At 66.7% G+C, this 22,136-nt stretch carries 21 protein-coding genes; 14 read left to right on the top strand and 7 right to left on the bottom strand.

Translation table 11 applies throughout. From position 1 onward, the window contains the following. Nucleotides 1–35: 35 nt before the first annotated feature. The 5 genes from ON00_RS17875 to ON00_RS17855 are packed head-to-tail and all read right to left on the bottom strand — an operon-like array spanning nucleotide 36 to nucleotide 4,761. Nucleotides 36–1,451 (bottom strand): hypothetical protein, encoded by a 1,416-nt coding sequence (locus ON00_RS17875; protein ID WP_010408332.1) that lies wholly within the window; start codon nucleotides 1,449–1,451, stop codon nucleotides 36–38. Nucleotides 1,452–1,491: 40 nt separating this feature from the next. After that, nucleotides 1,492–2,886: a dihydrolipoyl dehydrogenase gene (gene lpdA, locus ON00_RS17870; RefSeq protein WP_010408328.1), complete on the bottom strand. Its 1,395-nt coding sequence runs from the start codon at nucleotides 2,884–2,886 to the stop codon at nucleotides 1,492–1,494. Continuing rightward, the gene (locus ON00_RS17865) at nucleotides 2,879–3,274 is read right to left on the bottom strand and encodes an acyl-CoA thioesterase (protein ID WP_010408326.1); all 396 of its coding nucleotides are present in this window, start codon (nucleotides 3,272–3,274) and stop codon (nucleotides 2,879–2,881) included. The genes lpdA and ON00_RS17865 overlap by 8 nt, the downstream gene beginning before the upstream one ends. Continuing rightward, nucleotides 3,267–3,479 (bottom strand): hypothetical protein, encoded by a 213-nt coding sequence (locus ON00_RS17860; RefSeq protein ID WP_010408325.1) that lies wholly within the window; start codon nucleotides 3,477–3,479, stop codon nucleotides 3,267–3,269. Before ON00_RS17860 ends, ON00_RS17865 begins: the two co-directional genes overlap by 8 nt. Before the next feature lie 7 nt (nucleotides 3,480–3,486). After that, a complete protein-coding gene (locus ON00_RS17855) occupies nucleotides 3,487–4,761 on the bottom strand; it encodes a pyruvate dehydrogenase complex dihydrolipoamide acetyltransferase (protein WP_010408322.1) in 1,275 nt (424 codons plus the stop codon). 135 nt (nucleotides 4,762–4,896) lie between these two features. On the opposite strand from ON00_RS17855, the gene ON00_RS17850 reads away from it, so the two are divergent. The 3 genes from ON00_RS17850 (at nucleotide 4,897) to ON00_RS17840 (ending at nucleotide 7,416) form a co-directional block, all read left to right on the top strand. Then, nucleotides 4,897–5,352: a universal stress protein gene (locus ON00_RS17850; protein ID WP_010408319.1), complete on the top strand. Its 456-nt coding sequence runs from the start codon at nucleotides 4,897–4,899 to the stop codon at nucleotides 5,350–5,352. 77 nt (nucleotides 5,353–5,429) lie between these two features. Next, the gene (locus ON00_RS17845) at nucleotides 5,430–6,032 is read left to right on the top strand and encodes a DUF1772 domain-containing protein (protein WP_211207143.1); all 603 of its coding nucleotides are present in this window, start codon (nucleotides 5,430–5,432) and stop codon (nucleotides 6,030–6,032) included. 73 nt (nucleotides 6,033–6,105) lie between these two features. Beyond that, entirely contained in the window at nucleotides 6,106–7,416 is a 1,311-nt protein-coding gene (locus ON00_RS17840; protein ID WP_029623092.1) for a M20/M25/M40 family metallo-hydrolase, read from the top strand. A gap of 9 nt (nucleotides 7,417–7,425) precedes the next feature. Here ON00_RS17840 and ON00_RS17835 read toward each other — a convergent pair whose 3' ends face one another. Then, nucleotides 7,426–8,337: an RcnB family protein gene (locus tag ON00_RS17835; protein WP_040601725.1), complete on the bottom strand. Its 912-nt coding sequence runs from the start codon at nucleotides 8,335–8,337 to the stop codon at nucleotides 7,426–7,428. A gap of 113 nt (nucleotides 8,338–8,450) precedes the next feature. Beyond that, nucleotides 8,451–8,936 (bottom strand): GAF domain-containing protein, encoded by a 486-nt coding sequence (locus tag ON00_RS17830; RefSeq protein ID WP_010408307.1) that lies wholly within the window; start codon nucleotides 8,934–8,936, stop codon nucleotides 8,451–8,453. Between the two features lie 96 nt (nucleotides 8,937–9,032). Between ON00_RS17830 and arfB the strand changes: the two genes are divergently transcribed. The 11 genes from arfB (at nucleotide 9,033) to ON00_RS17775 (ending at nucleotide 22,011) form a co-directional block, all read left to right on the top strand. Further along, on the top strand, nucleotides 9,033–9,455 hold the full coding sequence (gene arfB / locus ON00_RS17825; RefSeq protein ID WP_010408303.1) for an alternative ribosome rescue aminoacyl-tRNA hydrolase ArfB: 423 nt from the start codon (nucleotides 9,033–9,035) through the stop codon (nucleotides 9,453–9,455). Between the two features lie 56 nt (nucleotides 9,456–9,511). Beyond that, the gene (locus tag ON00_RS17820) at nucleotides 9,512–10,126 is read left to right on the top strand and encodes a TetR/AcrR family transcriptional regulator (RefSeq protein WP_010408299.1); all 615 of its coding nucleotides are present in this window, start codon (nucleotides 9,512–9,514) and stop codon (nucleotides 10,124–10,126) included. A gap of 328 nt (nucleotides 10,127–10,454) precedes the next feature. Further along, nucleotides 10,455–10,847, top strand: coding sequence for a hypothetical protein (locus tag ON00_RS17815; protein ID WP_010408295.1), 393 nt, complete (start codon nucleotides 10,455–10,457; stop codon nucleotides 10,845–10,847). Continuing rightward, on the top strand, nucleotides 10,844–12,118 hold the full coding sequence (locus ON00_RS17810; protein ID WP_010408292.1) for an efflux RND transporter periplasmic adaptor subunit: 1,275 nt from the start codon (nucleotides 10,844–10,846) through the stop codon (nucleotides 12,116–12,118). Before ON00_RS17815 ends, ON00_RS17810 begins: the two co-directional genes overlap by 4 nt. Before the next feature lie 258 nt (nucleotides 12,119–12,376). Beyond that, nucleotides 12,377–15,574, top strand: coding sequence for an efflux RND transporter permease subunit (locus tag ON00_RS17805; protein ID WP_010408291.1), 3,198 nt, complete (start codon nucleotides 12,377–12,379; stop codon nucleotides 15,572–15,574). Nucleotides 15,575–15,582: 8 nt separating this feature from the next. After that, complete coding sequence (locus tag ON00_RS17800; RefSeq protein WP_010408286.1) at nucleotides 15,583–16,986, top strand: efflux transporter outer membrane subunit; 1,404 nt, start codon at nucleotides 15,583–15,585, stop codon at nucleotides 16,984–16,986. A 133-nt stretch (nucleotides 16,987–17,119) separates the two neighbouring features. Next, entirely contained in the window at nucleotides 17,120–17,812 is a 693-nt protein-coding gene (locus ON00_RS17795) for an endonuclease/exonuclease/phosphatase family protein (protein ID WP_010408282.1), read from the top strand. Beyond that, nucleotides 17,812–20,106: a patatin-like protein gene (locus ON00_RS17790; RefSeq protein WP_010408279.1), complete on the top strand. Its 2,295-nt coding sequence runs from the start codon at nucleotides 17,812–17,814 to the stop codon at nucleotides 20,104–20,106. The genes ON00_RS17795 and ON00_RS17790 overlap by 1 nt, the downstream gene beginning before the upstream one ends. A gap of 231 nt (nucleotides 20,107–20,337) precedes the next feature. Beyond that, nucleotides 20,338–20,661 (top strand): hypothetical protein, encoded by a 324-nt coding sequence (locus ON00_RS17785; protein WP_010408277.1) that lies wholly within the window; start codon nucleotides 20,338–20,340, stop codon nucleotides 20,659–20,661. Then, on the top strand, nucleotides 20,658–21,332 hold the full coding sequence (pyrF, locus tag ON00_RS17780; protein WP_010408275.1) for an orotidine-5'-phosphate decarboxylase: 675 nt from the start codon (nucleotides 20,658–20,660) through the stop codon (nucleotides 21,330–21,332). Before ON00_RS17785 ends, pyrF begins: the two co-directional genes overlap by 4 nt. A gap of 43 nt (nucleotides 21,333–21,375) precedes the next feature. Beyond that, nucleotides 21,376–22,011, top strand: a complete 636-nt coding sequence (locus tag ON00_RS17775; protein ID WP_010408272.1) for a phosphoribosylanthranilate isomerase — start codon at nucleotides 21,376–21,378, stop codon at nucleotides 22,009–22,011. The last annotated feature ends 125 nt before the right edge of the window (nucleotides 22,012–22,136 follow it).

Here is a 22,136-nt window from a genome sequence, read left to right as displayed (position 1 = left end):
GCTTGGGTCGGCACAGTCCTCAATCGCCGCATTTCCTACCGCAGCAAATCACGATAGCTGGTCGGCGGAGTCGGCAACGTCAGCCGCGCCACGGTTCCAGCGAGCAGCACCACGGCAAGGGCCAGCCCGCCGATCCGCACCGCGCGCTTGCTCTGCCGCCAGTCCCCCCACAACAGCACCGTCGCCAGCGTCGTCGCGACCATCGGCCACAAATGATAGCGCAAGTCCGAGGCAATGCTCAGCACGCCGAAGCTCAGCTCCAGCGTGATCGCCGAAACCAGCAGCGCCAGCGCCAGGTCACGCGGCGGAGCGCTTGCGCGCGGCACCGCCGCCGCCAAACCCACGATCGCGACCGTCAGCCACGCAAACGGCCATCCGAGCGGCGTTTCCGCCATCCACTTGGCAGCCACCTGCCACCCGCGCGCCGCTGCGCCGGGGTTGCCCAGGCCAAGGCTGTTGGGCTCGCTCCGCGCCGGTGGAGCAGCACCCGGCCAGCCGGCCGGCACCAGCCAGCGTTCGGTCGAATTGAAATGCGCCAGCCGATGCGCCGCATAGGCCAACGGGTTTCGCACGATCGCTGCGACCAGCATCCGGTAGAGATCACCCGCAGGCAGCCGTTGCAGGCGCGCCACGATCGGCGCGCAGCGGGTTTCCTCGCCCAGCGGATCCCAGAAATACGGTTTGACGCAATGCCCCGCCACCAACGCCCGCGCCTCAAGCGGGGTAAAGCCAACCGCCGCATCGGGCGCACGGGCCGCTATCCCGGCAAGATCGTAGAGCGCCTCGGTCCGCTCGACACCGCTCGACACCGCGCCCAAGGGCCCGTGATTGAGCAGCGGTGCCACCATCAACACCGCCGCCACCCCCGCCAGGCCGAGCGCAAGCTGCGTCCACCAGCGCCCTGTCCCGAACAGCATCACCGCCAGCGGGACGGTCGCGAACACCGCGTTCGCGCGCACCAGCGTGGCATAAGCCAGCAACGCCGCCACAATGATGAGCGCCCAGACGGGCACGCGCGCGCCTTTGAGCCGCCACCACGCAATCCCACCGGACGCCGCGAGCACCGCGCCCAGCATTTGTGTATCCTTGAGCACCGCCGCCTGCCAGCCAAGGAACAAAGGCAGCGCGCCGATTGTCAGCAACGCCGCCGCCGCACGCCGCCGCCCCAGCCGCGCGAGCGCTGCCGCGATCAGGCCGAACCCGGCCCAATATAGCGCCATCTGCAAGGCGAACATCGGCTCGCTGGTGCCGCCAATGGCCGCGTGCAGCGCGTTCCACATCCGCGCCATTGCGGGTGGATGCCAGTCTTCATACGCACCGGTCAGCGCCTGGGCGAACTGGCCGACGCTATCGTACATCGCGATGCCCGGCCAGAACAGCGCCAGCGACCCCACCAGCAACAGCAGCGTCACCCCGGCAACCGTCCAGATGCGGGGCGGCTGGGTCGTCATATCGGTCGCGGACGTCCCGCTACGAGCGTGCGAGCCCCCATCAGATGTGGATCGCGCGGCCGTACGCGCCGAGCACGCTTTCGTGCATCATCTCGCTGAGCGTCGGGTGGGCGAACACCGTCTCCATCAGCTCGGCCTCGGTCGTTTCCAACTGGCGCGCGATGACATAGCCCTGGATCAGTTCGGTCACTTCCGCGCCGACCATGTGCGCGCCCAGCAATTCACCGGTCTTGGCGTCGAACACCGTCTTGACGAAACCCTCGGCCTCGCCGAGCGCAATCGCCTTTCCATTGCCGATGAAGGGGAATTTTCCGACCTTCAGCTCGTGCCCGGCTTCCTTGGCCTTGGCCTCGGTCAGCCCCACGCTCGCGACTTGCGGGCGCGAATAGGTGCAGCCGGGGATGTTCCACTTCTCGAACGGATGCGGCTTCAGCCCCGCCAGCGCCTCCACACAGACGATGCCCTCATGGCTGGCCTTGTGCGCAAGCCACGGCGCACCGGTCACGTCGCCGATCGCATAGATCCCCTCGACATTGGTGCGCGCATAGCCATCGACCTTGATGTGCCCGCGATCGGTCTCGATCCCCAGCGCTTCCAGCCCGATATTCTCGGTATTGGGCACGATGCCGATCGCGACGATGACATGGCTGAACTCTTCCGAGGTCACCGTGCCGTCCTTGCCCTTGATCTTGGCGGTAACGCCCTTGGCCGAGGTGGTCAGCCCCTCCAGACCTGTACCGGTCAGCAGCTTGATTCCCTGCTTGGTCAGCGCCTTGTCCATGAAAGCGGAGACTTCTTCGTCTTCCACCGGCAGGATGCGCGGGAGCATCTCGACGATCGTAACATCCGCGCCCATGTCATTGTAGAAGCTGGCGAACTCCACCCCAATCGCGCCCGAGCCGATGACCAGCAGCTTGGTCGGCATTTCGGTCGGCACCATCGCGTGGCGATAGGTCCAGATGCGTTCCCCATCCGCCTTGGCGAAGGGCAGATCGCGCGCGCGTGCGCCGGTGGCGATGATGATGTGCTTGGCTTCGAGCTCGGAGGTCTTGTCGCCCTGCTTGACGCTGAGCTTACCCTTGCCGGTCAGCGCGCCGACGCCTTCGTACACCGTGACCTTGTTCTTCTTCATCAGGCCCTTGACGCCGGCATTGAGCTGGCCGGCCACCTTGCGGCTGCGCTCGACGATCTTGGGCAGATCGAAACCGACATTCTCGGCCTTCAGGCCATAGGATTCGGCGTGCTGCATGTAATGATAGATTTCCGAGGTGCGCAGCAACGCCTTGGTCGGGATGCAGCCCCAGTTGAGGCAAATGCCGCCCAGCCGCTCGCGCTCGACAATGGCGGTCTTCAGCCCAAGCTGCGCCGCGCGGATCGCGGCGACATAACCGCCGGGGCCGGAGCCGAGGATGACGAGATCGAACGTATCAGCCAAGGGAGGATCCTTTTTGTAGCGGGAGCGGACGATCGTCCTCTCCCATCGAAACCAATGTAAAGCGCCCGGCGGCGGCTTGCGAGGTGCCCTCGCCGTGCCGGTCGCGCCGCCAGACCTGTACGGCGACATTCATCGAAGTGCGGCCCGTGCCGACGATCTCGGCATGGAAGCTCACTTCATCGCCAATTTCCACGGGCGCGGTGAAGCTGAACCCGTCCGCCGCCACCACCGGCGCGCGCCCGCCGCAATACCGCGAGGCCACCGATCCGGCGGCCAGCGCCATTTGCCCCATCAGCCAGCCGACGAAGATCTTGCCATAAGGGTTGGCGTCGCACGCCATCGCGGTCGCGCGAATGGCGGGCGCGCTATCAGGCGGCAGGTCACTCATCGAGGGACCGACCACCATGATCGCTGCGCCAGGCATCCCGGAGCGGCCGAATGCCCATGGCGACCACCACGACCATCACGCCATAAGCGACCGCCCAGATCGTGTCGGCCGCATGCGGGAGCGCCCAAACGGCCCCCGCCGCCAGAAATGCGGTGGCGAACACGCCAACCGCGATGTGAAACACCTCGATCAGAGTGCGCCGCATGACAGGCTTATGCCAGCATCGACAGCGGCGCTTCGACCAGCGTCTTGAACGCCTGCATCAGTTGCGCGCCGTCCGCGCCATCGATCGCGCGGTGATCGAAGCTGCCGGTCGCCGACATCACCGTCGCCACGCCGAGCGCGTCGTCGATGATATAAGGACGCTTTTCGCCCGCGCCGATCGCCATGATCATGCCCTGCGGCGGGTTGATCACCGCCTCGAACTGCTTGATCCCGTACATGCCCATGTTGCTGAGCGAAGCGGTGCCGCCCTGATATTCCTCGGGCTTCAGCTTGTTGTCGCGCGCGCGGGCGGCGAGATCTTTCATCTCGGTCGAGATCGCGGCCACACCCTTGGTGTCGGCCCCGGCGATGATCGGCGTGATCAGCCCGGTCGGCGTCGACACCGCGACCGAAATATCGGCGCGGCTGAAACTGATCAGCTGGTCGGGCGTGAACATCACGTTGCACTTGGGCACCTGGATCAGGCTGGCGGCGAGCGCCTTGATCAGCAGATCGTTGACCGACAGCTTTACGCCGCGGCCTTCAAGGCCCTTGTTCAGCTCACCGCGCAGCTTGAGCAGCGCGTCGAGCCGGATATCGACCGTCAGGTAAATGTGCGGAACCGTCTGCTTCGATTCGGTCAGGCGGCGCGCGATCGTCTTGCGCACGTTGCTGAGCTTTTCGGCAGTGTGCGGAATCTCGGGGATCGCGGCGGGCTTGGCCGGAGCGACCGCGACGGGAGCGGCAGAGGGTGCTGCGGCTTCAACGGGCTTGGGGGCCGGTGCGACACCGGCCTTCGCGCCATCGACGTCCGCCTTCACGATGCGGCCATTGGGGCCCGAACCCGTCAGGGTGGCCAGATCGATGCTCTTTTCCGTCGCGATCCGGCGCGCAAGCGGGCTCGCCTTCACGCGATCGCCGCTCTCGGCCTTTGGCGCAGGGGCGGCAGGGGTTGGTGCGGGGGTCGCTTTGGCCGCCACCGGCGCAGGTGCCGCGACGGGAGCCGCAGCAACCGGCGCGGGGGCCGCATCGGCGCTCTCGCCCTCGGCGATCAACGTCGCGATGACGGTGCCGACCTTCACATTGTCGGTCCCTTCCGCGACCAGGATTTTGCCGATCACCCCTTCATCGACCGCCTCGAATTCCATCGTGGCCTTGTCGGTTTCAATTTCGGCCATCAGGTCGCCGGATTTGACCGTATCGCCCTCTTTCACCAGCCATTTCGCCAGCGTGCCTTCCTCCATCGTGGGGGAGAGAGCTGGCATTTTGATTTCGACCGGCATCAACGCGTCCTCATCTAACCGAATCCGTAGCGCCCGTCTCTCGCGCCCGTTGCGCGAACGGTCAAGACCGCTGCTTGTCAGACGCGTCGGTTCACCCCACTTAAGCGCCACAATCGCTTCAGGGGGCGGGCGACAATGCGTATTTATCTGGTGGTGATCGACGAGACGCCCGAAAGCAGCATCGCGTTGCGCTTTGCCGCACGGCGTGCGGTGAAGACCGGCGGCGGGGTCGAAATCCTGGCGCTGGTGCCGCCCACCGAATTCACCGCCTTTGCCGGCGTGCAGGCGACAATCGAGGAAGAAGCTCGCCATCATGCCGAGGGGCTGGTCGCCGCCGCTGCCGGTGCGCTGATCGAGGAATCGGGGCTGAAGCCGCAAATCACCGTGCGTCAGGGCGAGGGCCCCAAGGTCATTCGCGAGATGATCGCCGCCAATCCCGACATCGCCGCATTGGTGTTGGCAGCCGCCGCGAGCGGCGCGCCCGGCCCGCTGGTGGCGCATTTCGCGGGCACCGACACCGGCGCACTGACCATCCCGCTGATGATCATCCCCGGCTCGCTCGACCGCGAGGCGATCGACCGGTTGAGCTGATCCGGCGCACCCGAAATCGCCAAACGGACGCGAACGACACGGTACAGGGATTTCGGAACGGTATAGGGATGTCGGAGATGACCCGTCGCGAGAATATCACCAAAGCGTTCCTGTGGCTGGCGGTGCTGGTCGGCGGCCCCTTGCTCGGCGCGAAGCTCTTCGATCTGATCGTGCTTGCCGGGGCGTGGAGTGCCCATCCGCCGCATTCACTGGCGATGATGCCCTATGGCAAAGCATGGCCAGTTGATACCGGGGTGTTCTTCATCCCCTTTTCGGCAGCGATGCTGATTGCCGCGTTCGGCGCGCTGGCGGCGGGCTGGACGACGCCGTGGCGCTATCGCTGGCTGCTATGCGTCCCGTCGCTCGGCATTCTGGCGCTGCTCGCGCTGACCGTCATCGCCTTTTGGCCGATGAATGCCGCGCTGTGGTATCACGGCATCGCCTCCCCGCGGGACACGATATCAGACGCAGAATCGGTCGCCATGGCCCGGCAATGGGTGGAACTGGACTGGGTGCGCGTCGCAGGGGCGGCGGCCGAGTTCGTTGCGGCGCTGCGCGCACTCACATTGCCGTGGCCAACCGAGGTGGCTCCACGCGATTCGCTGGTCGTCCGGTTGCTGCTTTTGGCTTTCCTGGCTGGCGTGGCCGCGTTCGTCATCTGGTTCGTCTCGAACATCTAGCCCGCCAATCCCGCCGTCTGGGGACGGTGGACAGCAACTTGCGTCGCTTCCGATATCCCGCCACCATATGCCCATGCGCTCCCTCCCCACCGCAGCCGCGCTCGCCATCGCGACGCTCGCCACCCCTGCCCTCGCCCAGGACAGCGCGCCCGACCCGGCCCGGTTGAAGGCCACGGTCGAAAAACTCGTCAGCTTCGGCACGCGCCACACGCTGTCTTCCGCCGACGATCCGGTGCGCGGCATTGGCGCGGCGCGCAGTTGGGTCGGCGGCGAGATGACGCGAATCGCCGATGCGTGTGACGGCTGCATCACCGTCGCTAATCTCGCGCGCACCTTTACCAACGCGCGCGCACCCAATGGGGTCAATGTGGTCGATGTGCTCGGCTTCCAGCAAGGTCTCGACCCGAAGCGCTTGATCATCGTCGGCGCGCATATCGACAGCCGCGTCAGCGACGTGATGGACGCCACGCATGACGCCCCCGGCGCGAACGACGATGGCTCGGGCGTCGCCTTGGTGCTGGAAGCGGCGCGCATCCTGTCCAAGGAAAAATTCCGCGCGACGATCGTCTATGCGGTGTTTTCGGGTGAGGAACAGGGCCTGTTCGGCAGCACCTTGCTCGCCGAGACCGCCAAGCAACGCAACTGGACCATTTCGGCGATGCTCAACAACGACATCGTCGGCAATACGATGGGCCAGAACGGCGTGCGCGTCGCCGATCGCGTGCGGGTGTTCTCAGAAGGGATCCGCGCCGCCGAAGACGGGCCCGCACAAATGGCGCGGCGCGGCAATGGCGGCGAGGATGACGGCCCGTCGCGCGCGCTCGCCAAGGCGATCAATGGCGTAGCGCATAGCTTGCGCGGCGGGCTCGATGTGTTCGTCGATCGCCGCCCCGATCGCTTCGGGCGTGGCGGCGACCATGAGCCGTTCCTGAAGCTCGGCTATCCGGCGGTGCGCTTTTCCGTCGGTGCAGAAAACTGGACGCAGCAGCATCAGGATGTGCGCGTCGAAAACGGCATTCCCTACGGCGACACCGTCAACAAGATGGACTTCCCCTATCTCGCCAAGGTCACCGCGATTAACGTCGCCACCATCCGCCGCCTCGCCGCCGCGCCCGCCGCGCCCGATGGCGTGACGGTCGCGGGCGCGCTGAGCTTTGACACCACGGTCAAATGGCAGCCCGTCGCGGGGGCCACCGCGTACCGAATCCATTGGCGCCGCAACGACGCGCAGGACTGGCAGAAATCAACCGACGTCCCCGCCTCCGCCTCCAGCACGGTGCTGAAGGACATCAGCGTCGACGACCATTTCGTCGGCGTCAGCGCGGTCGCCGCCAATGGCGCGGAAAGTCTGGTCAGCTTCGCCGGGCCGGAACCGCGCGGCTAAGCAGCCGTCTTAGCTCCCCTGAACCGGCTGTTCGACCCGACGGCAGCCGCAGCTCGGCCGCCGGACGGGGCGATAATGCCGCTTCGGCGCGGCCCGATAGACGCGGCGAGCCGCGACATAGCGCGTCCGCGATTCCTCGACATATTCGGTCGTGGTCGTCGTCGTGGTCACGATCGGCGGCCCCTGGATCACCACGGTCGTCGTCGGACCAGCATAAGCATAGCCGCTCGCCGCATAGCCGCCCTGCATATACCCACCGGTCGAATAGGTGGTAACGGTGCCGTTTTGCACGACTGGCGGCAGCGAAATGTACGGCTGGGAACCATAAGACTGGCCATAGGATTGGCTGTAGCCGCTGCCATACCCCTCATAGCCACCCTGACCATAGCCAGCGCCGTCCCAATCGAGCCCGTTCACCGAATCCCACACGCGCCCGCGCCCGTCGACCAGCACGGCGTCGTCATAATAACGATGCCAGCTATAGCCCGCAGGCGGCGGGGCGAGCCCATAGCTACCAAAATCGGCGATATAGAAGCTGGGCGAGAACCAATATTGCGGCAGAGCATAACCGCGATGCGGGCGACGATAGGCCTTCCAGCCGCCCGGTGCATTGCTCCCGCCCGACCAGCGCCCGCCATTATAGCCACCCCAGCGCCGTTGCGTGGTCTGCTGCGGCGGGCGGCCCGGATAGGATTGGGCCGGATAGGCTTGCGCAGGATAAGGCTGCGGCGGAACGGCCTGGCCGGGATAGGCGACCGGCGGCATCGGCTGCGGCGGCGCGGGCATCGACGGTGCGGGATAGGAGGGCACCGGATAGGGCGCGCCGACCGTGCCGCCATTCTGCCCGATTCGCTGCGCTTCCGCACCGCCCGCGCCGAATGCGGTAACCATTGTGAGGGCGGCAAGAGCTAGGGTTCGCATGGTAAACTCTCCGGTTGTGGTGCCGCCCCCCAAAGGCACGTCACCAAATCATTAACGTCCGGATTACCATTTTCGGCAGTTTTCCGCCACATTCGGGTGTGTCCCGAAACGGATCACCCCGCGATACGCGCCGCCAGCACCGCCATCAGCGCTTCGCACCCCGCTGCATCCGCGGCATCGAAGCGTGCGGGCGTGGGGCTGTCGAGATCGAGCACGCCGATCAAACGCCCGTCATGGACGATCGGTACGACCAGTTCCGACCGGCTCGCCGCGTCGCAGGCGATGTGGCCGGGAAAGGCGTGGACATCCTCGACCAACTGCGTTTGCCGCGTCGCCGCCGCCGTGCCGCACACCCCGTCGCCGATCGCGATGCGGATGCAGGCGGGTTTGCCAAGGAACGGCCCAACCACCAATTCGCCCTCGACCAACCGATAGAAACCGGCCCAGTTCAAATCGGGCAGATATTGCCAGATCAGCGCCGCCACATTCGCCATATTGGCGATCGCATCGCCCTCCCCCGCCGTCAGCGCATCGAGCGCCGCGTGCAGGTCGCGGTAAAGCTCCGCCTTGGATTCCGCCGAAATCGTAAAATCGTACATCGCTATCTCCGTCGCCGCCCATGTGGCGAAGCAGCGCCAACGGAACAAGCCCGCAACCAATCGACCAAAGCGCGCGCATGTTTTAGGAGGACGTGCATGGTCGCCATTCCCGTCACCCGATCGATCAGCATCGACAGCGAGGAGCTGCAGGAATCCTTCACCCGCGCCAGTGGTCCGGGCGGGCAGCACGTCAACACCACCGACAGCGCGGTGCTGCTGCGTTTCGATGTCGGCGCGTCGCCCTCCTTGCCCGATGCGGTGAAGAACCGGCTGGCGGTGCTGGCGGGATCGCGGCTGACGCGCGACGGCGTGCTGGTGCTGCGCAGCGAAGGCGCGCGCTCGCAATTGCTCAACCGCCAGGAAGTGCGCGACCGCCTGATCGAGCTGATCCGCGAAGCCACCATCGTCCCCAAGCGCCGCCGCCCGACCAAGCCCTCCAAAGCCGCCAAGGCCAAGCGGATGGAGGGCAAGACCAAGCGTTCGACAGTCAAATCGCTCCGGGGCCGGGTTACCGACTAACGCGGTAGCGAACGCGCACTGGACCTTTGACGCGACATCCCTATATACCGCTCGGTATGAATAGCGTTTGTTCCCTGCCGGCCACGAAAGGCCGCCCGCGCGAATTCGACGTGGATGAGGCGCTGGCCGCGGCGCTGATGGTCTTTTGGCGCAATGGCTATGAGGCCGCGTCGATGACCGAATTGACCAGCGCGATGGGCATCACCAAGCCAAGCCTCTATGCCGCGTTCGGCAATAAGGAGGCGTTGTTCCACAAGGCACTCGACCTCTACGAGCGCGAAAAGCTCGCTTATATGAAGTCCGCACTCGAAGCGCCGACCGCGCGTGACGTGGCCGAGCGCTTGCTGCGCGGTGCGCTCGAAATCCAGATGAGCACGTGCGACCCCAAGGGCTGCCTCGGCGTCATCAGCTCGGCCACCTGCGGTGCCGAAGCCGAACCGATCAAGGCCGAGGTCGTCAAACGCCGCGCCTCTTCGGAAGCCGCCTTGATCGCGCGCTTCGAACAGGCCCAGGCGGCGGGCGAACTCCCCGAGGGGATGACCCCGGCCGCGCTGACCCGCTATCTGTTCGCCATCCTCCAGGGTCTGGCGATTCAGGGCGGCTCGGGTGCCACTTGCGAAGAGCTGTCGCAACTGGTCGAAACCAGCATGGCGGTATGGCCGACACGATAAGGGTCGGAATAAATATTCCGATCGGTACAGAATGCTGTTGACGCACCGCACAATCGCTTTATATACCGAATGGTATTGAAGCTGGGTCCCGCGGGGGAACCGGTTCTGACAGAAGGGTCTCCGCCAATGACCAGCACGCGCATCTAACCCAACCGCCAGCGGCCGCACCGACTGGCGATCCCACATTTCAAGAACGTGTCTTCGGAGCGCACTGCGCTTCCGGCTGCGTTCCCGCACGTCCCACGACTGGCCGAGTACGAACGCAGGCGCGTTCGCGCACGGTGCTGCTCGTCCATATGATCGCCAAAAGCCCAAAGGGGGATTTTCCATGGCCTATCTGGACCTTGATTCCATGTTCGCCGGCCCTGTCACCAGCAGCGCCGCAGACACCGACGAAGCGCAAACCGGCTTTTCGGGGCTCGAATGGAGCGTCATCGCGCTCGCACAGCGCGACACGCTCGCCAGCCTCGCCGAGCCCGGCCGCATGTCGCGCGCGCTCGGCAGCCTGTTCGGGCGCGGCCCGTCGTCGCGGCTGGCCGACCCCAAATTGGAGGCGTTGCGCCGCGCCGCAGTCCTGGCCCGTCATCGCGGGTTCGCGCTGCCCATGTCCGAAATCCACAACTTCCATTCCGTCGGCTTCAGCGAAGCGCAGATGGAGACGCTCGTCACCAGCGTGACGGGCATGCGCGTCGGCCGGACCGACCAGAGGATCGCCGCATGAATATGATTGCCCCCATCGATACCACCCACGCCGTCGTTCCCGACGCGTCGCATCCGCCAGCAAAACGGTGGACGCGATGGCAAAAGCGCAGCGCCATCCTCGTGCCGATCGCCATTGCCGGCGTGATCGGCGTGAAGCTGTTCGATCATTCCGACGCCGTCGCCGCCGCGCCACCGCCCGCGCCCGTCACCATCGCCACCCCGCTGGTCCGCCAAATCAGCGAATGGGACGATTATGTCGGCCGCTTCGCCCCGAGCCGCAGCGTCGAAGTGCGTCCGCGCGTTGCGGGCGAAGTCACCGGCGTCCACTTCCGCGATGGCGAAGTCGTGAAACAGGGCCAGTTGCTGTTCACGATCGACTCCCGTCCCTTCGCCGCCGCGCTGGCCGAAGCGCGCGCCAATGAAGCGAGTGCGCAAAGCGCGCTGGTGCTGGCGCGCACCGATCTCGGTCGCGCAACGCGGTTGATTGCCGATGACGCGGTTTCGGCCGGGGAAATCGATGCGCTGCGCGGCAAGCTCCAGGCGGCGCAAGCCGCGCTCGCCGCAGCCCAGGCCCGCGTCCGCGCCCGTGCGCTTGACGTATCCTTCACCCAGATCCGCGCGCCGATCAGCGGACGCATCTCCGATCGCCGCGTTGACCCGGGCAATCAGGTAGCGGGCGGCGAAGGCACTGGCGGCACGGTGCTGACGACGATCAACGCGCTCGACCCAATCTACTTCACCTTTGACGGGTCCGAGGCTTTGTTCCTCAAGACGCAGCGCAACCGCCAACCGGGTGCCGCCGCGCCTGCGGTCGAAATCCAGTTGCAGGACGAGACCAGCCACCGCTGGAAGGGCAAGCTCGATTTCACCGATAACGGGCTCGACACGCATTCGGGCACGATCCGTGGGCGCGCAGTGCTGCCCAATCCGGGCCTGTTCCTGACACCCGGCATGTTCGGCAACATGCGCCTCGCGAGTGCTGGCACCAAGCCTGCGCTGCTGGTGCCCGATGATGCGGTCCAGACCGACCAGGCGCGGAAAATCCTGCTGACGGTGGATGCCAACAATGTCGTCACGCCCAAGCCGGTAACGCTGGGCGCGGTGGTCGACGGAATGCGGGTGATCCGCAGCGGCATCGGTCCGAAGGATCGCATCATCATCAAGGGCACGCAAATGGCGATGCCCGGTGCCAAGGTCGCGCCCACGGTCGGCAAGATCGCGGTGTTGGGGGGTGCCGATGCGCCCACTGCGCAGCCGATCGCGGGCGAGGCGACCTTGTCCGGGCGTTAAGAAGAGTATGAGGATCGTTTTCAACGCACCCACCCCTTCCCGTTCGCCCTGAGCCTGTCGAAGGGCACCTCTCCAAGCGGACGCCCGCTCCCGTGGGGAGAAGGGCTTCGACAAGCTCAGCCCGAACGGGGCGGAGGCGTGGTTTGAAAACGACCTCAGCCGAATAACCGATCGATTCATCACTGCCGTTCGTCCCTTTGGCACCCGCTCCTCGGATGCCGATCGGTGGCGCGCGCGCTTCTTTCGAGGACAGTGTCCATGCGCTTCTCGCGCTTCTTCATCACCCGGCCGATCTTCGCCGGGGTCATCGCGGTGGTCATCACCATTGTCGGGCTGATCGCCTATCTCGGCCTGCCGGTGTCGCAATATCCCGACATCGTGCCGCCGACCGTCACCGTCAGCGCGGTCTATCCCGGTGCCTCGGCCGAGACGGTCGCGGAAACCGTCGCCGCGCCGATCGAGCAGGAAATCAACGGCGTCGACAACATGCTGTACCAGTCGTCGCAATCGACCGGCGACGGCAAGCTGACGATCACCGTCACCTTCAAGATCGGCACCAACCTCGATGCGGCACAGGTGCTGGTGCAGAACCGCGTCGCGGTTGCGGTGCCGCGTCTGCCCGAGGACGTGCAACGCCTGGGCGTCGTCACGCGCAAGACCAGCCCGGACTTCCTGATGGTCGTGAACCTGGTCTCGCCCGACGGCTCGCTCGATCGCGGCTACATCTCCAATTACGCGCTGACGCAGGTGCGCGATCGTCTCAGCCGCATCGACGGCGTCGGCGACGTACAATTGTTCGGCGCGCGCGATTATTCGATGCGCATCTGGATCGATCCCGGCCGCGCCGCTGCGCTCGATCTGACCGCAGGCGAAATCGTCGCCGCCTTGCGCGCGCAGAACGTTCAGGTCGCCGCCGGCACGCTCGGCCAACCGCCTTACGCGACCGGTAACGCCTTCCAACTCAACGTCGAAACGCAGGGCCGTCTGACCGATCCCAAGCAATTCGCCGATGTGGTGATCCGCACCGACAAAGACGGCCGCCAGGTTAAGGTATCCGACGTCGCCCGCGTCGAGCTCGGCGCGCAGGATTATGGGGCGAACACCTATATCAGCGGCAAGCCGACCGTCATCGCCGCGGTGTTCCAGCGTCCCGGCTCCAACGCGCTCGCCGCCGCGCAAGCGGTGTCGGCCGAGATGGAGGCGATGTCGAAGAAATTCCCCAAGGGCCTCGCCTACCGCGTTATCTACAACCCCACCGAGTTCATCGCCCAGTCGATCGACGCGGTGAAGCACACGCTGATCGAGGCGATGATCCTCGTCGTCCTCGTCATCCTCGTCTTCCTCCAGAAATGGCGCGCAGCGATCATCCCGATCGTGGCGATCCCGGTCTCGCTGATCGGCACCTTCGCGGTGCTGGCGGCGGTCTGCTATTCGCTCAACAACCTCTCGCTGTTCGGGCTGGTGCTCGCGATCGGCATCGTCGTCGATGACGCGATCGTCGTGGTCGAGAATGTCGAGCGCAACCTCGAACACGGGCTTTCCCCATTGGAGGCAGCGCGCAAGTCGATGGACGAAGTGTCCGGCGCGCTCGTTGCGATCGTGCTGGTGCTGTGCGCGGTGTTCATCCCGACGGTGTTCCTCACGGGGCTTTCGGGCGCCTTCTACCGCCAGTTCGCGGTGACGATCTCGACCGCGACGATCATCTCGCTGCTGCTGTCGCTCACGCTGTCGCCGGCACTCGCGGCGATGCTGCTCAAGCCGCATGCGCCAGCGGATTCGGGTGGCCGCATCACGCGCTTCGTCCGCAATGCGGGTGACCGCTTCAACCGCAGCTTCGAGCGGATGAGCGTGGCGTATGGCACTCTCACCCACCGTCTCGTCACCGCGCCGCGCAAGATGATGCTGGCGTACGGCGCGCTGATCGCGCTCACCGCCTTCGTCTTCACCGTCACCCCCTCGGGCTTCGTCCCCGCACAGGATCAGGGATACTTCCTCACCGTCATCCAGCTACCGCCCGGCTCCTCGGTCGAGCGTACCGACGCCGTGATGCAAAAGGTCGCCAAGCGCATCCTGCCGCTCGCCGGGGTCAAGGGCGCGGTGATGCTCGCCGGGTTTGACGGCCCGTCGCAAACGCTCGCCCCCAACAGCGCCGCCGCCTATATCCCGCTCAAAAGCTTCGAGGAGCGCCAGAAACTGGGCGTCACCTTCGCCGGGATCATGGCCGAGGCGCAGAAAGCCACTGCCGACATCAACGAAGCGCGGCTGCTGATCGTCCCGCCTCCGCTGATCCAGGGGATCGGCTCGGCCGGTGGCTATCGCATGATGGTGCAGGACCAGGGCGGCCACGGCTATCCCGAAATGGGCAAGACCGCTTATGACCTGATCGGCAAGGCCAACCAGACCAAGGGCCTGGCACAAGTCTACACCTTCTTCGACACCGCCACCCCGCGCATCTTCGCCGATGTCGATCGCACCAAGGCGAACATGCTCGGCGTCCCCCCGGAGCGCGTGTTCGAGGCGTTGCAAGTCTATCTCGGCTCGGCCTTCGTCAATGATTTCAACCTGCTCGGGCGCACCTACCGCGTCACCGCGCAAGCCGATGCGCCGTTCCGCAACACCACCGCCGACATCGCCAACCTCAAGACCCGCTCCAACACCGGCGAGATGGTGCCGATCGGATCGGTCTCCACCTTCCGCGACAAGACCGGGCCGTATCGCGTCGTGCGCTACAATCTGTTCCCGGCGGTCGAGGTCGATGGCGACACCGCCAAGGGCTCGTCCTCGGGCCAGTCGCTGGTCGCGATGGAGAAGCTCGCCGATAGCGCCTTGCCCACCGGATATGCGCATGAATGGACCGGCATCGCCTTCCAGCAGAAATCGGCCGGCAGCACGGCGGGCCTCGTCTTCGCCATGGCAGTGCTGTTCGTCTTCCTCGTGCTCGCCGCGCAATATGAGAGCCTGACGCTGCCGCTCGCGATCATCCTGATCGTGCCGATGTGTCTGCTCGCGGCGATGACCGGCGTGAACCTGCGCGGCATGGACAATAATGTGCTGACGCAAATCGGCCTCGTCGTGCTGATCGCGCTTGCCGCCAAGAATGCGATCCTCGTGGTCGAATTCGCCAAGCAGGCCGAGGAGCAAGACGGCCTGTCGCCGGTCGAAGCGGCCGTCCGCGCCGCGCGGGACCGGTTGCGCCCGATCCTGATGACGAGCTTCGCCTTCATCCTGGGCGCGGTGCCGCTGGTGATTGCCGAGGGGGCCGGTGCCGAACTGCGCCAGGCGCTCGGCACGGCGGTGTTCTTCGGCATGATCGGCGTCACCGGCTTCGGCCTGCTCTTCACCCCCACCTTCTACGTCGTCGCGCGGGCGCTGGCGAAGCGGCTCGAACGCCGCTCCGCCACCCCCGCCGCGAGCCATGGCCCCGCTGCCGCGCCCGCGCTGCAGCCAGCCGAATAGGAACGATCATGAAAGCCGCCTTGCTTACCAGCCTCTCCGCGCTCGCGCTTTCCGCTTGCGCCGCCGGGCCTAACTATGTCGCACCGGTCACGCCGCCCAGCGCTGCCGCGCCGTTCGTCACCGCCAATGCGGCGACCGTCACCACGCCCGCCGATCAAAATTGGTGGCGGCTGTATCGCGACCCGGCGCTCGACGCGCTGGTCGCCGATGCACTTGCCGCCAATACCGATCTGCGCGTCGCGGTGGCGCGGCTCGATGCGGCCAAGGCGTCGCTGCGCGGCGCGCGATCGGACCGCTTGCCGCAAGTGACCGCAGGCGCGAGCGGCACGTATGGCCGCTTGCCGCAATCGCAGCGCCTGCCCGGCAGCAACCGCGAGGCGGCGGTTTTCGATACCGGGCTCCAAGTTTCCTATGAAGTCGATCTGGCTGGCCGTGTCCGGCGTAACATCGAGGCGGCGCGCGGCGATGTCGCGGCTTCCGCCGCCGATGCCGATGCGGTGCGCGTGGCCATCGTCGCGGCCACCACCCGCGCCTATGTCGACGCCGCCGCTGCTGCGGAACGCCAGGCGGTGGCCGAACGCATTGTCGCCTTGCTGAGCAAATCTGCCGAACTGACCGGCAAGCGCGTCGAGGCCGGGCGGGCGACCAAGTTCGACTCTGTCCGCATCGCGACGCTGCGCGATCAGCGCGCCGCGCTCGTCCCCGCAATCGTCGCCGAGCGGCAGGCGGCGCTATTCCGCCTAGCGACGCTCACGGGTCGCACCCCGCAGGACCTGCCGGCAGCGGCAAGCGCCCGCACCACCACACCGCGGCTCGATCAGCCGATCCCGATCGGCGACGGAGCCGGTCTGATTGCGCGCCGCCCCGATGTGCGCGCCGCCGAACGTCGCCTTGCCGCCTCCACCGCGCGGATCGGCGTGGCCACCGCCGATCTCTACCCGCATATCACGCTCGGCGGATCGGGCGGAGTGACCGGGCCATCGCTCGGTGACCTGTTCACCGGCGGCCCGGTGCGCTGGCTGGTCGGCCCGTTGCTCAACTGGTCGCTCAATCAATCCGCCGCCCGCGCCAAGATCGCGGGCGCGCAAGCGGAAACGCGCGGCGCGCTCGCCAGCTTTGACGGCAGCGTGCTCGGCGCGCTGGAGGAGACCGAGACCGCGCTCTCAACCTATGCGCGCGAACTCGACCGCCGTGCACAACTGCAATCGGCGCGCGACAATGCCGAGACGGCGGCGCGCATCACCCGCGCCCGCCAGCGCGAAGGAACGATCGATTTCCTCGAGGTGCTCGACGCCGAACGCACCTTCGCCGATGCCGATGCCGATGTGGCCGCCGCCGACGCGCGCATCGCCGATGCGCAAATCGACCTGTTTCGGGCACTGGGCGGCGGCTGGCAGACTCGGGTCAGCTAGTCCCCCTTTCCCAAAGCGTGCGAAATCCCTAACCGGGGTCGGTGATCGTTCTTAACGACCCCGGTTTTGGCACCGCGACCTGCCGCTGCAGGCGGCGGTCGCGTGTGGCCGCTCGATCCGGCGCGAGCGCGCGATGATCAAGGTCGTCAGCTACAATATGCACAAGGGCATCGGGCTGGACCGCCGCCGCGACCCGCGCCGCATCCTGGATGTGCTGCGCGAGATCGATGGCGACGTGATCGCGCTGCAAGAGGCCGACCGCCGCTTCGGCACCAAAGCACAAGTCATCCCGCACGCGTTGATCGAGGACCATTCGCCGTGGCACGCCGTCTCCTTCGGGCATGACGGGGCCAGCATGGGGTGGCACGGCAATGCGATGCTGGTGCGCAAGGGGAGCGAAATACGCGCCGCCACATCGCTACATTTGCCCGCGCTCGAACCGCGCGGTGCAATCCGGGCGGATGTGATTATCGGCCACCACGCGATCCGCGTGCTGGGGATGCACCTCGATCTGTCGGGCCTGTGGCGCAGGCGGCAGGCGCGCGCCATCCTCGCGCATATCGACGCCTGCCCCGCCCCGCTGCCGACGGTGCTGATGGGCGACCTCAACGAATGGACCGCACGCGGCGGCTGCCTGCACGATTTCGGACGCGACTATCCCAGCGTGCCGACCGGCCCCAGCTTCCATGCGCGCCGCCCGGTCGGGCGGCTCGACCGGATCATGACGCGCGGCTTTCGCGTGCTCGGTTGCGGCGTGCATGACAGCGCGCTGGCGCGGCGCGCGTCGGATCATCTGCCGATCTGGGCGATACTGGAGCCGCTGTGATGCGTGAAAAGGAACTCCGCCTCGCGCTCGTCTGCTATGGCGGGATCAGCCTGGCGGTGTACATGCACGGCATCACCAAGGAAATCTGGCGGCTAGCGCGCGCCAGCCACGGTTTCCACGCCGCAACCGCGCCCGTCGGCGGCAGCGAGGGTGTGTATCGCACGCTGCTGGAGGAAATCGAGGCCGAGACCGGGCTGCGGCTGCGCGTGCTGATCGACATCATCGCCGGGGCAAGCGCGGGCGGCATCAACGGCGTGTTCCTGGCGCAAGCGATCAGCGCCGGGCAGAGCCTCGAACCGTTGACCGACTTGTGGCTCGATTCCGCCGATATCGAGGCCTTGGTCGATGAAAAGCAGGCCCCTGCCCATCCGATGACCAAGATCTGGGCGCTGCCGCTGGCATGGATGGCGGCGCGGCGCAGCGTCGATGGCATCGACGCAACGGTCGAGCCCGCTGCCCGCGACGAAGTCCGCGCCAAGCTGTCGCATTTCGTGCGCTCGCGCTGGTTCGAGCCGCCCTTTGGCGGGGAGCGCTTTACCGGGCTGATCCTCGATGCGCTCGACGCGATGGCCGCCGCACCACGCGAACCGCGCCTGCTGCCCGATGGCCAGCCGCTCGACCTGTTCGTCACCGTCACCGATTTTCGCGGCCATCCCGAGCGGCTGCGGCTCAACTCGCCACCCGAAGTGCTCGAGACCGAACACCGCGTGGTCGTGCCCTTCACCGACCACGGCATGGCGTCGGAAACGCTGGCGCACCCCGCCGAACTCGCCTTCGCGGCGCGCGCGACCTCCAGCTTTCCGGGGGCCTTCCCGCCCTTCATGGTCGGCGAACTCGATCGCGTGCTGGAGGCGCGCAAAGTGCCGTGGATCAATCGCGCCGCTTTCCTGCAACGCATCCTGCCGCGCCAGGCTGCCGCCAATGCCGCCGACAATGCCGTGCTGATCGATGGCTCGGTGCTCAACAATGCGCCGTTCCGTCCCGCGATCGAGGCGCTGCGCGAGCGCCCGGCGCGGCGGCAGGTCGACCGGCGCTTCGTCTATATCGACCCGCACCCGCGCGGCGGCTTCGGTTTTGGATCGACCAAGGCGGGGGCACCCGGCTTTTTCCAGACGATCATCGGCGCGATTTCGGAGCTGCCGCGCCAACAGCCGATTCGCGACAATCTCGAGGAAATCGCCGAACGCTCAGGCCGGATCGAGCGGATGCGCGCAATCATCTCGGCGATCCGGCCCGAGGTGGAAAAGCAAGTCGAGGCGCTGTTCGGCTACACGCTGTTCCTCGATTCGCCGACCCCGGCCCGGCTCGCGGCATGGCGGCAGCGCGCGCAGACCGCCGCCGCCAAGAGCGCAGGCTATGGCTATGCCGCTTATGGCCACCTTAAGATCAACGGCGTGGTCGAGACGATTACCGACTTGCTGCATCACGCCGGCGGCGAGCCCGGCCCGCAGCGCTGGCGCGGCATTCGTCGCCACATCGCCGAAGCCGTCAGTGCGCGCGGTTTCGACGACATGCAGCCGAGCTTTTCGGGCGGGGCGAGCGCGACCACGATCGCCTTTCTGCGCACCTTCGATCTCGGCTTCCGCCTGCGCCGCCTGCGGCTGCTCGCACGGCGCATCACCGATCTCGAAGGCGATCAGCCAGACGCCGAACTCGATCCGATCCGCGAGGCGATCTATATGAGCCTCGCCGACTATCTCGAATGCAAGCGCACCGACCGCTATGTGGGGTTGCGCAAGGAGGTGCGGCTGCTGCGCGGCGATGCCGGGCCGTTGCTCGACAAGCTGGGTGCGGCGATGGACTTGACCGCGCTCGACCTGCGCACAGAGGAACGCCTCGCCACCGCTTTTGCGGGGCTGGCGCGCGAGATCAAGCGGCCGATCCTGCTGAGCTATCTGGGCTTTCCCTATTTCGACGTCGCCACGCTGCCGCTGCTGCAAGGCGAAGGGCTCGACGAGTTCGACCCGATCAAGGTCGACCGGATTTGCCCCGACGACGCCACCGGCATCCGCAGCGGTGGCGCCGAGGCGACGCTGAAGGGCATTCAGCTCAACAGTTTCGGTGCGTTCTTCAGCCGCGCGTACCGCGAGAATGACTATCTGTGGGGGCGCCTCCACGGGGCGGAACGCCTGATCGACATCGTGCTGTCGGCGCTCGACCCCGCGCGCACGCTCAAGCCCGGCCGCACCGCCGCGATCAAACGCGCGCTGTTCCTCGCCATCCTCGACGAGGAGGAACCCAAGCTGACCGCCGTGCCGAGCCTGTTTGAAACGCTGCGCCGCGAAATCGGGTAAGGGCACGTCTCCCCTCCCTGGAAGGGAGGGGTTGGGGGTGGGTTGGCCCGTAATTCGAGCGCACCCCTCACCATCAGCCGACCCACCCCCTGCCCAGCGTTGGGTCGGTCATGCCCCCAGCATGACCTGAACAGCGCGGGGCGCTATTCACCCAACGCTCTTCCAGGGAGGGGAGGAAAGGACGCACCAAGCAGGCTGGCAATCGTGACGCGTTCGCACTAACCTTCGCCTATGCAATTTCTGAAAATCCTCTTCTGGTGCCTCATCGCCTTCATCGCGGCGATCTTCACGCTGGAAAACTGGACCAGCGTGACCCTCAAATTGTGGGGCGGGGTGGAGGCGCTGATCAATTTGCCGCTGCTGCTGTTGCTGACCTTCCTCGCCGGGCTGCTGCCGACGCTCGCCTGGCATTCGACGCTGCGCTGGCGCTTGCGCAATCGCCTCGCTACCGCCGAGCGCACGCTCGCCGACCTGCGCGCGGCGATGGCCCCGCCGCCTGCCGCAGCGCAATCGCCCGACCCGGTCGAGGCCCCCGCCTCGGAGCACGCCGCATGAGCAACCGCCTGTTCGTCGCGCTCGATACGCCCGAGCTGGACAAAGCGCGCGCGCTCGCCAGCAAGGTCCGCCACCATGTCGGCGGCATCAAGCTCGGCCTCGAATTCTTCATGGCCAATGGCCGCAGCGGCGTGCGCGACATGGCCGAGCTCGGCTTGCCGATCTTCCTCGACCTCAAGCTGCACGACATTCCCAACACCGTCGCCAAGGCGATCATGGCTTTGCGCGGGCTGGACCCGGCGATCCTGACCGTCCACGCCGCCGGGGGGCGCGCGATGCTGGAGGATGCCAAGGCAGCCGCCCCGCTCGGCACCAAGGTGGTCGCGGTGACGACGCTGACCAGCCTCGACGGGGCCGACCTCAAATCGATCGGCTGTTCGGGCGACCCGCACGAACAAGTGCTGCGGCTGACCGAGCTGGCGCGCGATGCCGGCGTCGACGGCGTGGTCTGCTCGGGCGAGGAAGTCGCCGCCGCGCATAAGCTGTGGCCCAAGGGCTTCTTCGTCGTTCCGGGCGTGCGCCCGGCAGGCGGCGTCGTCGGCGACCAGAAGCGCGTCGTCACCCCGCGTGCTGCCGTGAATGCCGGGGCGTCGATCCTCGTCATCGGCCGCCCGATCACCCAGGCCGAAGACCCCGATCTGGCCGCACGCGAGATTGCCGGGACGCTGTAAGCACGCCCGCCCCGCGACACCGCCGGGGCACCAAGGACGCATAATGACCACTGCCAAGATTTGCGGGCTATCGACGCCCGAAACGCTCGACGCCGCGATTGCCGGTGGGGCGAGCCATGTCGGCTTCGTGTTCTTCGCGCCCTCCCCGCGCAACCTCTCGCGCGACCGCGCGGCGCAACTGGCGGCGCGCGTGCCCGGCCATGTCGCGCGCGTCGGCGTGATGGTGAACCCCGACGATGCGCTGGTGGAGCAGGCGATTGCCGCCGGTCAGCTCGAGGTGCTGCAATTGCACGACACGCCCCCGGCCCGCGCCGCCGCGATCAAGGCGCGCAGCGGCCTGGCGATCTGGGCGGCAGTCGCCGTGCGCACCCGCGCCGATCTTGCGCTGGCCGAGACCTTTGGCGGCGTCGCCGATCGCATCCTGTACGACGCCAAGACCCCGCCCGGCGCGGCACTGCCGGGTGGCATGGGCGTGCGCTTCGACTGGCATTTGCTCGACGGCTTCCGCCATCCGCTGCCCTGGGCACTATCGGGCGGGCTTGATCCGCTCAACGTCGCCGAGGCGGTGGCGGTGACCAGGGCGACGCTGGTCGATGTCTCCTCCGGCGTGGAAAGCGCGCCCGGAATCAAGGACGCAACCAAGATCCGCGCGTTTCTGGAGGTCGTGCGCGACCTCTGATTCCGTTCGTGCTGAGCCTGTCGAAGCACTGCGTCGCCGCCCAGCCCGCCAGATTTCGTGCGGCCCTTCGACAAGCTCAGGGCGAACGGGGTTGGCTGGCGCTCTACACCTGCTAAACGGCACCG

Origin of the sequence: Sphingomonas echinoides ATCC 14820 (genome assembly GCF_000241465.1) — a bacterium.
GTDB classification, from domain to species: Bacteria; Pseudomonadota; Alphaproteobacteria; order Sphingomonadales; family Sphingomonadaceae; genus Sphingomonas; species Sphingomonas echinoides.
Note: the sequence above shows the minus strand (reverse complement) of the source record. Positions and strands in the feature narration are given on the sequence as shown.